The sequence below is a fragment of the Thiocapsa sp. genome, from assembly GCF_011390875.1.
Lineage (GTDB): Bacteria > Pseudomonadota > Gammaproteobacteria > Chromatiales > Chromatiaceae > Thiocapsa.
This window is the reverse complement of the sequence record NZ_JAABRP010000160.1, coordinates 1-12,043: the sequence shown is the minus strand read 5'-3', so window position 1 is coordinate 12,043 and position 12,043 is coordinate 1. Positions and strand designations below refer to the sequence as shown.

13 protein-coding genes are annotated in these 12,043 nt (G+C 63.4%); 5 read left to right on the top strand and 8 right to left on the bottom strand.

What is annotated here, in order from left to right:
* A partial coding sequence (gene glgC, locus GPT33_RS13225; protein ID WP_296809669.1) for a glucose-1-phosphate adenylyltransferase occupies window positions 1-1,170 on the bottom strand: 1,170 nt, incomplete at its 3' end.
* A gap of 270 nt (window positions 1,171-1,440) precedes the next feature.
* Here glgC and glgB point away from each other — a divergent pair.
* The 3 genes from glgB (at window position 1,441) to GPT33_RS13210 (ending at window position 4,870) form a co-directional block, all read left to right on the top strand.
* Window positions 1,441-3,726, top strand: a complete 2,286-nt coding sequence (gene glgB, locus GPT33_RS13220) for a 1,4-alpha-glucan branching protein GlgB (protein WP_296809668.1) — start codon at window positions 1,441-1,443, stop codon at window positions 3,724-3,726.
* Between the two features lie 14 nt (window positions 3,727-3,740).
* Window positions 3,741-4,199, top strand: coding sequence for a YaiI/YqxD family protein (locus tag GPT33_RS13215; protein WP_296809667.1), 459 nt, complete (start codon window positions 3,741-3,743; stop codon window positions 4,197-4,199).
* A 98-nt stretch (window positions 4,200-4,297) separates the two neighbouring features.
* The gene (locus GPT33_RS13210; protein ID WP_296809666.1) at window positions 4,298-4,870 is read left to right on the top strand and encodes an NnrU family protein; all 573 of its coding nucleotides are present in this window, start codon (window positions 4,298-4,300) and stop codon (window positions 4,868-4,870) included.
* Between the two features lie 163 nt (window positions 4,871-5,033).
* Here the strand turns inward: GPT33_RS13210 and GPT33_RS13205 are convergent, their stop codons facing one another.
* The gene (locus GPT33_RS13205) at window positions 5,034-5,288 is read right to left on the bottom strand and encodes a hypothetical protein (RefSeq protein ID WP_296809665.1); all 255 of its coding nucleotides are present in this window, start codon (window positions 5,286-5,288) and stop codon (window positions 5,034-5,036) included.
* Between the two features lie 49 nt (window positions 5,289-5,337).
* Entirely contained in the window at window positions 5,338-5,763 is a 426-nt protein-coding gene (locus tag GPT33_RS13200; RefSeq protein WP_296809664.1) for a hypothetical protein, read from the bottom strand.
* 246 nt (window positions 5,764-6,009) lie between these two features.
* Between GPT33_RS13200 and moaE the strand changes: the two genes are divergently transcribed.
* On the top strand, window positions 6,010-6,480 hold the full coding sequence (gene moaE / locus GPT33_RS13195; protein WP_296809663.1) for a molybdopterin synthase catalytic subunit MoaE: 471 nt from the start codon (window positions 6,010-6,012) through the stop codon (window positions 6,478-6,480).
* A 186-nt stretch (window positions 6,481-6,666) separates the two neighbouring features.
* Here moaE and ureG read toward each other — a convergent pair whose 3' ends face one another.
* The 5 genes from ureG to GPT33_RS13170 all read right to left on the bottom strand — a co-directional run bounded on the left by ureG (window position 6,667) and on the right by GPT33_RS13170 (window position 10,344).
* The gene (gene ureG / locus GPT33_RS13190) at window positions 6,667-7,281 is read right to left on the bottom strand and encodes an urease accessory protein UreG (protein WP_296809662.1); all 615 of its coding nucleotides are present in this window, start codon (window positions 7,279-7,281) and stop codon (window positions 6,667-6,669) included.
* 10 nt (window positions 7,282-7,291) lie between these two features.
* Window positions 7,292-7,978 carry an urease accessory protein UreF gene (locus GPT33_RS13185; RefSeq protein ID WP_296809661.1) on the bottom strand — a complete coding sequence of 229 codons (687 nt, stop codon included), beginning with the start codon at window positions 7,976-7,978 and terminating at the stop codon, window positions 7,292-7,294.
* Window positions 7,962-8,420: an urease accessory protein UreE gene (ureE, locus tag GPT33_RS13180; protein WP_363929349.1), complete on the bottom strand. Its 459-nt coding sequence runs from the start codon at window positions 8,418-8,420 to the stop codon at window positions 7,962-7,964. The genes GPT33_RS13185 and ureE overlap by 17 nt, the downstream gene beginning before the upstream one ends.
* A gap of 91 nt (window positions 8,421-8,511) precedes the next feature.
* Entirely contained in the window at window positions 8,512-9,729 is a 1,218-nt protein-coding gene (locus tag GPT33_RS13175; protein ID WP_296809659.1) for a phosphatase PAP2 family protein, read from the bottom strand.
* Between the two features lie 18 nt (window positions 9,730-9,747).
* Window positions 9,748-10,344: a GNAT family N-acetyltransferase gene (locus GPT33_RS13170; protein ID WP_296809658.1), complete on the bottom strand. Its 597-nt coding sequence runs from the start codon at window positions 10,342-10,344 to the stop codon at window positions 9,748-9,750.
* A gap of 352 nt (window positions 10,345-10,696) precedes the next feature.
* On the opposite strand from GPT33_RS13170, the gene mgtE reads away from it, so the two are divergent.
* The coding region (mgtE, locus tag GPT33_RS13165; protein ID WP_296809657.1) for a magnesium transporter at window positions 10,697-12,043 on the top strand (1,347 nt) is incomplete at its 3' end.

Sequence of the window (12,043 nt, the reverse complement as noted above, 5' to 3'; positions counted from 1 at the left end):
GAGGCCGATCACGGTTCCCTCGTCGATCTGGCAATAGCGATCGATCACGGCATTGCGGATCGTGCAGTTTCGGCCGATCACGACATCCGGCAGGATGACGGAATCCTTCACATAGGCATAGGAGTTCACCCGCACATTCGAGAACAACAACGAATGCCGCACCGTGGACCCGGAGATGATGCAGCCGCCGGAGACCATGGAGTCGACCGCCATGCCGCGTCGATCCTCGTCGTCGAACACGAACTTCGCCGGCGGCAATTGCTCTTGATAGGTCCAGATCGGCCAGCTCTTGTCGTAGAGGCTCAAGGGCGGCGTCACGCCGATCAGCTCCAGGTTGGCCTCCCAAAAGGCATCGAGTGTTCCGACATCGCGCCAATAGGCCTGCTCGCCGCTGCGCGGGTCGCGGAAGGTGTGGGCCATGACGCGATAGTGCTTGATGACGGCAGGGATGATGTCCTTGCCGAAGTCATGAGAGGAGCGCGGGGTGTCGGCATCCTTGATCAGCTGCTCGAACAGGAAACCGCGATTGAATACATAGATGCCCATCGAAACGAGGCTCTTCCCCGGCGATCCGGGAACGGATTCGGGTTCCTTCGGCTTTTCGGAGAACTGCAGTACGCGCCCCTCGCTGTCGACGGACATGACTCCGAAGTCGCTGGCGCGCTCGGTTTCCATCTCAAGACATCCGACCGTCATATCCGCGCCGGATTCGACGTGGTAGGCGATCATGGCGCCGTAATCCATCTTGTAGATGTGGTCGCCGGCAAGCACCAGAATATAATCCGGATTGTGATCGCGGATGATGTCGAGATTTTGGAATACTGCGTCGGCGGTTCCCGCATACCAAGCGGTTTCCGCGACGCGCTGCTGGGCGGGCCACAACTCCACGAACTCGCCGAATTCGCCGCGCAGGAACCCCCAGCCCTTCTGGATATGCAAAATCAGTGAATGCGCCTTGTATTGCGTCAAGACACCGATGCGGCGGATACCGGAATTGATGCAGTTCGACAGCGGGAAATCCACGATCCGAAACTTTCCACCGAAGGGAACGGCCGGCTTGGATCTCCACGCCGTCAGGTGCATCAGGCGCGAGCCCCGTCCTCCGGCCAAGATCAGCGCCAGGGTATTTCGGGTCAGGCGGCTGACGAACCGGGGATTCGTTTGGGGCATAAGTCCTCCTGTTGTCGTCTAGGCGAGGCATGAGTTTAGTCCCCTTATGTTAACATCAAGACGGTCCGAAGCGTCGGCGCACTGCCCTGCGGTCGTGTTCCTCCCGCGCCGTACTTAGGGCTGTCGATCCCGACGAGACCCCCGAACCTGTCGCGCCCGTCTGCCGCCAGCCCGCAGACTCGGGGCGCGGCCCCGCGATATCGAACGGTTTCCGTGACAGCGCCGATGACAGGCGACATCGCGAGCCGACAGCGAAGGAAATACGTCAGAATGGCAACCGCGACACAGCAAGCACCCAAGGTTCCGGAACCCCTGCAGCGCATTATCGATGCACGTCACCACGACCCGTTCGAGGTTCTCGGCCGGCACCTCGATGGCGACCGGGCAGTGGTCCGCGTGTTCCTGCCGGGTGCCGAGTCGGCCGCCTTGGTCGAGGCATCCGAGCCCTTCGCGCGGATCGAGGGAACGGACTTTTTCGTTTGGGAAGGCTCGGCATCCAAAGTTCCCGAGCGTTATCGCATCGACTGGATCGATGCCGCCGGTCACCACCACGTCCATCACGATCCCTACTGCTTTCCGCCGCAGCTCGCGGATTTCGATCTCCACCTCTTCGGCGAGGGGCGCCACTGGCATGCATACCGGTTCTTGGGCTCGCACCTGAGCGATGTCGACGGCGTATCGGGCGTGCAGTTCGCGGTCTGGGCGCCGAGCGCCGAGCGCGTGAGCGTCGTCGGAGATTTCAACCGCTGGGATGGGCGCGCCCACGCGATGCGTGTGCGCGGCGGCACGGGTGTTTGGGAGTTATTCATCCCCGGAATCGGACAAGGCGGTTTCTACAAGTACGAAATCCGCGATCGCGCAACCAACATCCACGTCAAGATCGACCCGTACGCGCAGGCCTTCCAGGAGCGCCCGCAAACTGCAGGGTTCATCTGTCCGGACAGCCGTTTCCGTTGGGCCGATCAGGCCTGGCTGGCGACCCGCGCCGAATCGGATTGGCAGCATCGGCCCTTTTCCGTTTACGAGGTCCATCTCGGATCATGGCAGCGGGGTGCGGATGGCGAGTTTCTCAATTATCGAGTGCTTGCAGAGCAGCTTGCGGACTATGTGACCGAGCTGGGTTTTACCCATATCGAGCTCCTGCCCATCACGGAACATCCATTGGACGCCTCCTGGGGTTACCAATGCACCGGTTATTTTGCGCCGAGTGCCCGTTTCGGCTCGCCGGACGACTTTCGCTTCTTCGTCGATTATCTGCATCGCCGGGGCATCGGCGTGCTGCTCGACTGGGTGCCCGCGCATTTCCCGAAGGACGCCTATGCATTGGCGCGCTTCGACGGTACAGCCCTTTACGAGCATGCTGACCCGCGCATGGGCGAGCACAAGGATTGGGGAACCCTGATCTTCAATTTCGGCCGCAACGAGGTGAAGAACTTCCTGCTGTCGAGTGCGCTCTATTGGCTCGACGAGTTTCATCTCGACGGGTTGCGCGTGGACGCCGTCGCTTCGATGCTGTATCTGGACTATTCGCGCAATGCCGGTGAATGGATCCCGAACAAATACGGCGGCAACGAGAACCTTGAAGCGGTGGACTTCATCCGCCAGCTCAATACCGTAACGCACGAGCAGCACCCCGGTACGCTCATGATTGCCGAGGAATCCACAGCCTGGCCGGCGGTCTCGCGTCCGACCTATCTCGGCGGACTCGGCTTCAGCATGAAATGGAATATGGGCTGGATGCACGATACCCTGTCCTATATGCAGAAGGATCCCATTTATCGTCATTATCACCACGATCTGCTGACGTTTGGCCTTCTCTATGCCTTCACCGAAAATTTCGTGCTCCCCTTCTCGCATGACGAGGTGGTGCACGGAAAGAAGTCAATGCTGGATAAGATGCCCGGTGATGCCTGGCAGAAATTCGCGAGTCTGCGCTTGCTCTACACCTTCATGTTCAGCTACCCCGGCAAGAAATTGCTCTTCCAAGGCTGCGAGTTCGCGCACGGCGCCGAATGGGACTTCGACGAGGCGATGGATTGGGATCTGCTCGAGCGTCCGCAGCACGAAGGCATCAAGCACATTGTCTCGGACCTCAATCGCCTCTATCGGGAACAGCCCGCGCTGCATGAGGTCGACTTCGACAGCTCCGGGTTCGAGTGGATCGATTGTCACGACAGCTCCCAATCCGTGCTCAGTTATCTGCGCAAGGACCGCTCCGGCAAGCAAATCGTGGCCGCCGCATTCAACTTCACTCCTGTACCGCGCACCAACTACCGAATCGGCGTACCCGAGTCCGGCTTCTATCGCGAGGCACTGAATTCGGACGCCGAGCTCTACGGCGGCAGCAATGTCGGCAACCAGGGAGGTGTCGAGGCCGAACCCGTGAGTTGGATGGGACGGCCTTATTCCATCCCGATCGCCCTGCCTCCGCTCGCCGGGCTGATTCTGGTGCACGAGCCGACGTCCGCCGACGCGGTTGCAAGCGAGGTCGAGGGCGCGATCACCGATGCCGAGCACCTGCCGGCCGCGCCGCCTGTTGCGGCCGAGTCGAGCTAGCGGGCCCGAGACGGTTGGAGATCTGGGTCGACGCCGACGCCTGTCCGAATGCCGTGAAGGAGATCCTCTTTCGCGCCTCGGAACGGCTCGGCGTTCAGGTGACCCTCGTGGCGAATGGGCCGGTGAGCACGCCGCCCTCGCCCTTGGTCCGCGCGGTGCGGGTCGGTGCGGGGTTCGATGTCGCCGACAACGAGATCCTGAAGCGACTCAACCCCGGCGACTTGGTGATCACCGCGGATATCCCGCTCGCCGCCGGTGTCATCGACGGGGGCGGCCAAGCCCTGAACCCGCGTGGCGAGCGCTATACCAAGGACAATATCCGCGAGCGCCTGACGATGCGCGACTTTATGGATACCCTGCGCGGCAGCGGGATCAACACCGGTGGGCCGCCCGCCTTCGGGCCGCGTGATCGACAGGCGTTCGCGAACGCCTTGGATGCGTTTCTCGCGAAAACGAAAACGCGTCCGGCGTAATCTGCGGGGGTTTCGAATGAGAGCGATCTCGCCGCGGCCCACGATCCTGTCGAGACGCGGTTCAGGTGAATTTTTAATGCTTTTGGAGGAATCCTCGGATGGCAGTACTCGTCCTCGGTTTGATTCTGTTTCTCGGTATTCACTCGGTGTCCATCATCAACAGCCAATGGCGCACCGACCTGGTCGCGCGATTCGGCGAGATCCCATGGAAGGCTGTGTATGGGCTGTTGGCCCTGGTCGGATTCTATTTGATCGTCTCGGGGTACGGGGCCGCCCGTCTGGTGCCCTTGGTCATCTACGAGCCGCCGGTCTGGATGCGGCATGTCAGCCTCTTGTTGATGCTGCCGGTCTTTCCGCTGCTCCTGGCTGCCTACCTTCCGGGTCGGATCCAGTCCGCGACCAAGCATCCGATGTTGCTCGCGGTAAAGATCTGGGCAACGGCACACCTACTCGCCAACGGCACGGCCGCCGACATCCTGCTGTTCGGAACCTTTCTGGCATGGGCGGTTGCCGATCGAATCTCGCTCAAACATCGTGCGACCCCGACCGTCTATGGGGCACCACCCAATCAGGTGAACGACGCCATCGCAATCATCGGCGGCATCGGGCTCTACCTGCTCTTCATGTTCTGGCTGCACAAGGTCCTGATGGGCGTGGCACCGATCGGGTGAGCGGTCTAAACCGCGCACGGAAACGCAACATGAAAATGACGCATCTCGCTCTGGACGCCGTTGAGCGGTCTCCGAAGGGCTCGGCACAACCTATGGCCGTCTCGGTGTGGAATGCTCCGATGTGCAGCTAGGAGCCGCGGTTCCGGGATTTGCCCAAGACGATTCAGGGCCGCTCGTCCAAGAGCGAGAAGCTCACGAAGGTAGCGATCAGGATGAAGGTCGCGACACAGCCCGCGCTCGGGCAGAGCAGCATCAGGATGGCGGCGCCGCTCCAGACGGCCAGGCAGAGCGAGCGCCGCGCCCGGTGTGCGGGTGTAGCCTTGCGCCTCTGGAAGGCGGTGTAGTCGGCGCGGCCGCTGCAGAGCCAGTGAATGGCCCGGTGGGGCCACTCGGTGATTCGCGCGATGAGCGGAGGCATGGTCGCGGGATTATCGCGAGACGGCGAGGCGCCTCGCGATTCGGACCGATCAGAACTTGGTCACGACGACGTTGACACCGTCTTCTTGACCCAGGTCGAAGGTATTGTCGCTCAGCTTGGCGACCGTACCGATCGCCTCGACAACAACGGCTGGATCGGCCCCCGCGTTGATGACGACGCCATTGCCGGAGCCATCCTCGACCACAAGGGTTGCGGCATCCGGTCGCGTGATCGAGATGCCCTCTGCGGGCGAGACGATGGTCAGATCCGCGTTCAGGAAGCGCACGGACAGCGCGGAGGGATCGCGATTGGCCTCGACGAAGGCATCGGCCGCGTCGACAGCGCCGGTTTTGACCTTCTCGACCAGACCCATGGCCGCCGCTTTCGCCTTGCCCGCGATATCCCTTGCGTTCTCGCTCGTGGCGGCCTCTTTGACTGCCGCAACCGCTTTGTCGAGTTGTTCTTTCCAGTTCATCGTCGCTTTCCTCTTGGTGGATGGTTGACCGAAACAGGAACTTGGAGAAACATCGGGCATGATTCGTCCCTGAGCGGCTCTCCCTCGGCGGACGGTTTCGATGCCCGGATCGGACTGACAGCCGGCGAGATCCGAGGCCGAACGCTCGCACTCGAAAGTATAGAATCCCCCTGAAGCCCCTGCCGATCGGACCGGGCAGGGCAGACCGGGGTCGACTCCCGGAGACCAGTGTCGGAGAAACCGTCCATGCAACGCATTCGAGTTCAATGCGATCCGTTCGACATCGCGGAGGAGCAAAAAATTCTCTCCCGCGACAAGCCGCAGGTCGGCGCCGTCGTCACCTTCGTCGGTCTGATGCGCGACATCAACGAAGGCGCCGAGGTGACCGCCATGACCCTGGAGCACTATCCGGGGATGACGGAGAAGGCACTCGGCGCGATCGCGGAGGAGGCGGCGCAACGCTGGGATCTGGAGGACGTCAGCATCCTGCATCGCGTGGGCGAGCTGAGACCGGAGGATCCGATCGTCTTCGTGGGCGTCAGCGGTCGACACCGGGGCGAGGCCTTCCGTGCCTGCGAGTTTCTGATCGACTATCTCAAGACCCGCGCACCCTTCTGGAAGAAGGAGCAGACCGCGCAGGGCGAGCGGTGGGTCGATGCGCGCAGGACAGACGATGAAGCGGCGCGGCGCTGGGTGGAGGGATCTTCCGAGGCTTAAACCGCGCCCGGTGCGATATGCGTCATTTGTTGGAATGCCTTGGCCGCGCCGGCTCCGACGACTGTCGGAGCCGGCGCGGTTAAAGTATTAAAAAACATTAAATTTTAAACCGCGTCTCACCGAGATCGAGGACATCTCCGAAGCCAAACGCAAAATGAAAGTGACGCATGTCGCTTTAGACGCGGTTTAAGCCCGAAGCATCCCTTGATGCTCGATGAAGCCGAGGACCCTGTCCAGCCCCTGACCGGTGCGCAGATTCGTGAAGACGAACGGCCGCTCCCCGCGCATGCGTTTGGAGTCGCGCTCCATCACCTCCAGCGATGCCCCCACGTAGGGTGCCAGGTCGATTTTGTTGATGACCAGGAGGTCCGAGCGGGTGATGCCGGGTCCGCCCTTGCGCGGAATCTTCTCGCCCTCGGCCACGTCGATGACATAGATCGTCAGGTCGGCCAACTCGGGACTGAAGGTGGCGGCGAGGTTGTCGCCGCCGCTCTCGATGAAGACGAGATCGAGATCCGGGAAGCGGATCTGCAGATCCTCCACAGCAGCCAGGTTCATCGAGGCGTCCTCGCGGATGGCCGTATGCGGACAGCCGCCGGTCTCCACGCCGACGATGCGCTCGGCGGCCAAGGCTTGGGAGCGGATCAGGAACTCGGCGTCTTCACGGGTGTAGATGTCGTTGGTGACCACCGCCAACTGATAGCGGTCACGCAACGCCTTGCAGAGCGCATCCAGCAGCGCCGTCTTGCCGGAGCCGACGGGACCGCCGACCCCCACGCGCAGGGGTGATGCATCGACCATGGTGTCTCCTTCAGGAACGAAACAAGCGGGTGTATTGGGTCTCGTGGGCGGAGCTTGCGATTGCCAGGGCCGGGGTCGAGGTGCCAATCTCTTCGTCCGCGATCTCCAGAGCCGCGGCGACCGTGCTCGGGATCAGCGTTGCCAGGCGCGCCAGCGTCTGTTGGCCGCGCGTCTGGCCCAAGGGCACGAGCTTGATCCCGGCTACAACGAGATTCTCGAGCCAGCTCCAGGCATAGCCCGTCGCTGCGTCGCTCGGCGCGATCCGCCATGCGTCCGCGGCGAAGGCGAAGCCGGCAGCTTGACTGCACGCGAGCTGCGGCTTCCAGGCGAGCGCGTCCTCAAGCCCCCAGGCGATGAGCAGATCGGCGAGCGCACGTCCACGAGCGGCCTCCTCGCGCCGCAGCTCCGTTGTTTCCCGACCGGCCAAGAGGATATCCACCCAACCGGACACCACCGCCTGATCGCGCTCGCGTGACGCGGCCTGCATTCGCACCAGGAGCGGGAGGTCCAGATACCGAAGGCTGCTCCCGATCTGATCGGCCATCCAGCGTTCCAAGTCGTCGGCATCGCGGATCCAACCGGTCTCGACCGCCCATTCGATGCCCTGTGAATAGGTGAAGCCGCCGACCGGCAGCGAGGGGCTGACCAGGTGCATCAGGCGCAGCAGAGGCAGCGTCCCGTCAGTGCTCGTGCACATGGCCCGAATGATCCGCGCCCTGACCGCCATAGGCCCCGGACTCCGGTTCGAAGCCGGCATCCACGAGCCTCACCGCGAGCCCGAGACCGCGCACCATCTCGTCGAGGACCTGATCCTGTCGGTAGCTGAGCCGCCCGGGTTCGATTTGCAGAGGTACATGTCGGTTGCCGAGGTGATAACAGGCGCGCGCGAGCAGCAGCGGGTCCGCGCTTTCGACGCACGAGAGGTGCTCCGAGGCCGCGATGATGCGTGCGACCAGTCCGTCCTCGGCGATCAAAACGTCCCCGTGATGAAGAACGGTGCCACGGGGCAGGAAGAGTCCGGCCTCCCGACCGTCGTCGAGCATGACGCGCAGCCGACAGCGGGTGCGCTGCTCCAACGTGAGCGTGAGGGTCACGTCCGCCGGGATGTCCGCGGCGGTCGTGCGGATGAAGCGGATCAAGGGTTCGGATTGCGGCACGGCTTCGCCCCGGTTGTGGTCAAGACTGCGGTCCTCGCAGGTGGTTGTCGATCGCAATACCGAGCGCTGTCGCTCAGGGGTCGACCCGGACGACCTCGCCGTCGCCCGTCTGCAGGTCGAGCTCGGGTAGCGGGTTCTGCGAGGGATGAACCCGGATGTCGCCCGCGTCGATCCGGACCTCGACCCGATCCCAATCGTTCGCGACGATCCCCATGACGACCTTGGTATCCTTCTCGGTGAAGATCCCCTGATGGCTGATCCGATAGGTCAGCATCTGGTTGTTGTTGGTCAATTCGGGTTCGACCTTGCTCCAGGGCAGCCCGAATCCACGTGCCTCCAAGCGCATCTCGGCCGTGCGGTGCGTACCGCCCGGCCAGAAGAGGATCACGTAAGCCTGATCGGCGACGAGGCGCAAGACCCTGGGTGGCGGATCGAAATCGCCCGGCCGGACCCATTGGATCTGCACGTTCTTCAGAGGTGTCGCCAAGAGTACGGCCCCGATCATCAGGGCTGCGACGAGGGCATAGACCGCCGCCGTGCGTTTCGGGCGTCGCAGCTCGGGCATCGGGGAGGGTGGTGCCGCAGCCTCGGCGGCCTCGCTTCGCGGGATGCGCAGGACGAAATAATAGAGCCCCCAGGCAATCCCGTAGGCGATGACCCCGGACCAGATGACGTCCGAGAGGAAGTGGTCGCCCGCAGCCATCCGCCCGATCCCGAGCAGGGTGCCGAAGGCGAGCGAGCCGGCCAGCGCCGTCCAGGCGAGCACCGGCCTGCGCCTGAGCCAGATCATGAAGAAGACGCCGAGCATGTAGCCGATCGAGCTGTGCCCGCAGGGGAAGGATTTGCCGTCGCCGTGCTCGGAAATCGCAAGCGGCGGAACATAGGCGCGGGTCCCGCCCAGCGGCTCGATCTGGTGCGGACGGGGCCGCCCCCAGTTGTCCTTGAAGACACCGTTGACGATGAGGCCGGGTCCGAGGATGGTCGCGGCGATCAGCAGGATCGCATAACAGCGCAGCCTCCTGAACGACTGCCAGACCGCGCCGGCGCCGAGGACGAGCAGACCGCCGAGCATAATGAAGCCGGTCAGGAGCGGCGAGGCGACGTAGAGGAAGGACCAAAGCGGTGCTTGGGCCTCGTACCAAGGGTCGTCCGCCTCCGGATGATAGAAGATCGCCGCGGCCTGGATGTCCAGGTCGGTCAGCCAAAAGGGCAGGGTGCCGACCAAGGCGATCAGGACCAAGGCGATGCCTTGCGGGAGCCAATCTCGGCGCGGTGCAATGGTTTGGGACATGGGTCGTCTCGGTCGTGCTCAGTCGAGGTGCTTCAGCCAGAACACCATCGGCTTAGCGGTTTCCTCGGCCTCGTCGAGATCACGCCAGGAGAAGGTCGTGCGCAACTGTGGCTGTTTCACGAATCCCTGTTTCATCCACAGGCCGTCGAGCGGGCGATAATCCCGCGGACGCCGTGGGTGGTCGTCGGGTCGCTCCACGGCGCAGAAACAGGCGAGGTCGAATCGCCCGAGCGCGAGGGCATGGGCCTCGCGCTCCGCGAAGAAACGCCGCCCGAGCCCCAGACCTCGGTACTCCGGCAGCAGGACCGACTCGCCGTAGTAGAAGATCCGCTCGGGCGTGTAGCCGTGCGCCCTGAATGGCTCGATCACGTTCGGGGTTTCGGCCGCGAGCGGCAGCCCGCTCGAGGCACCCACCACCCGATCTCCGTCGCGCACCAGGACCATGACCCCGTCGGGCGCATCGGCATAGGTTCGCAGATAGCGCTCTTCGTACTGCGCGTCTCCATCGTAGAGATAGGGGTAGTCACGAAAGACGCAGACGCGCAGGCGCGCGAGCGCCGGCAGGTCGGCGATAAGATCCGCTCCCGTGCGGCACTCGACGCGCAAATCGGACATTGAGAACCCTCGTTCCGCCACTCGTGATTCGGAACGGTCCCGCAACGGCAATCGCGAGTCCCGGCCGTGGCGACACCTTCAATGCGGCATCATATACCGAGCACGCGCATTTTTCGGCGCATTGCACGCCGCTCGAGCCCCTTAACCGCTCTGCGCCTCGTCGCGGTAGGGGCCGCTATGGCTCGTCGGCGCCTTGACCGGACGTGCGGGACGCACCCTGATCTTCGGAAAATCCGAAGTGCGTTCTGTGTAATCCAGTCGGATTTGATTTGATCCGCCGGTGTTGCCACACTCGTCGGGTTTCGAGCCATCGAAACGCCGATCAGCAATCCTACCCAAGGCCGCCTCAGCCATGACAGAGACCACCGAAGCGCTTCGGCTGCGTTGGACCCGCGGCCGACCGGGCGAGACCCTCGACGTCAATCGCCCCCTGGTCAAGGCTATCGGGCGCATGATCAAGGCAGGCGAGCGCGACGAGGTTCGCCGTCTGCTGCGGACCTGGCACCCGCGCGACATTGTCGAGCTGCTCGTGCAGCTTCCCTTGAAGCGCGCGCGGAAACTGTTTTTGGTCTTGCCGGCGGGCCCCGCCGCAAAGGTGATCGCCGGGCTCAACAACGATTTTCGCGCTGCCTTGCTCGAGGACGCCACGATCGAGCGGCTCGCCGAGATCCTCGACGGCCGGGACACAGAGGAGGTGGTTCAGGTCCTGACGGAGCTTCCCGACGAGGTCCAAGAGCGGCTGATCCCGCACCTGCGCGAGGCCGACGCCATCCGGGAGCTCAAGGCTTATCAGGATGACTCAGCCGGCAGCATCATGACCCGCAAGCTGGTTGCGGTGCCGCCGGACTGGAGCGTCGGGCAGGTCGTGGCCGAGGTGCGTCGTCGCGCCGATCTAATCAAGAAACTCTCGGCCGTCTATATCGTGGATGCAGACCGCAAGCTCCTCGGTTATCTGAAGCTCCGCGACCTCCTGCTGCGCCCGAGCGATGTTCAGGTGGACCGGGTGATGCGCACCGACCTCGTGGCTGTCAGCTCGGACATGGATCAGGAAGAGGTCGTCCGCGTCACCCGGGAGAACGACCTCATCACGGTGCCGGTGGTGGATGCCGAGGGTCGATTACTCGGGCGTATCACCGCCGACGAGCTGCAACGTGTGGTCCGCGACGAGGCCGACGAAGACGTGCGCCTGCTGAGCGGTGTCTCCCCCGATGCGCGAGCCGACGACCCGGTGCTCGGCATCGTGAAGAATCGCCTACCCTGGTTGCTCGCCGGGCTGGTCGGTGCGCTCGTCTCGGGCAGCGTCATCAGCTCCTACGAAGCGGAGATCGCCGCCGCGGCCATCCTTGCGAGTTTCATCCCGATCGTGATGTCGATGGCCGGCAACGCCGGTATTCAGGCCGCGACCGTTGCGATCCAGGGCCTTGCGGCGGGCACCCTCTGGATCGGCGATCTGCCCTGGCGTCTCGTCAAGGAAATGCTCGGGGCCTTGCTGAACGGTTCGATCGCGGCGCTGATCCTCGCCGGGATCGTGCTCGTCGTGGGGCCTTTGGTGGGTGTTGCGGATCCACTCCGATTAGCGTTGACCGCAGGCGTGGCCTTGACCGTCGTGACCCTGCTCGCCGTGACCATGGGCGCGGCCGTTCCGCTGATCCTCCACCACTTCAAGATTGATCCGGCGATGGCCACGGGCATCTTCATC

What these genes read in the sequence shown, in the direction of transcription:
- glgB (WP_296809668.1), top strand. Translation starts at nt 1,441, where the DNA reads ATGGCAACCGCGACACAGCAAGCACCCAAGGTTCCGGAACCCCTGCAG.
- GPT33_RS13210 (WP_296809666.1), top strand. Translation starts at nt 4,298, where the DNA reads ATGGCAGTACTCGTCCTCGGTTTGATTCTGTTTCTCGGTATTCACTCG.
- GPT33_RS13205 (WP_296809665.1), bottom strand. Translation starts at nt 5,288, where the DNA reads ATGCCTCCGCTCATCGCGCGAATCACCGAGTGGCCCCACCGGGCCATT.
- GPT33_RS13200 (WP_296809664.1), bottom strand. Translation starts at nt 5,763, where the DNA reads ATGAACTGGAAAGAACAACTCGACAAAGCGGTTGCGGCAGTCAAAGAG.
- moaE (WP_296809663.1), top strand. Translation starts at nt 6,010, where the DNA reads ATGCAACGCATTCGAGTTCAATGCGATCCGTTCGACATCGCGGAGGAG.
- ureG (WP_296809662.1), bottom strand. Translation starts at nt 7,281, where the DNA reads ATGGTCGATGCATCACCCCTGCGCGTGGGGGTCGGCGGTCCCGTCGGC.
- GPT33_RS13185 (WP_296809661.1), bottom strand. Translation starts at nt 7,978, where the DNA reads ATGTGCACGAGCACTGACGGGACGCTGCCTCTGCTGCGCCTGATGCAC.
- GPT33_RS13175 (WP_296809659.1), bottom strand. Translation starts at nt 9,729, where the DNA reads ATGTCCCAAACCATTGCACCGCGCCGAGATTGGCTCCCGCAAGGCATC.
- GPT33_RS13170 (WP_296809658.1), bottom strand. Translation starts at nt 10,344, where the DNA reads ATGTCCGATTTGCGCGTCGAGTGCCGCACGGGAGCGGATCTTATCGCC.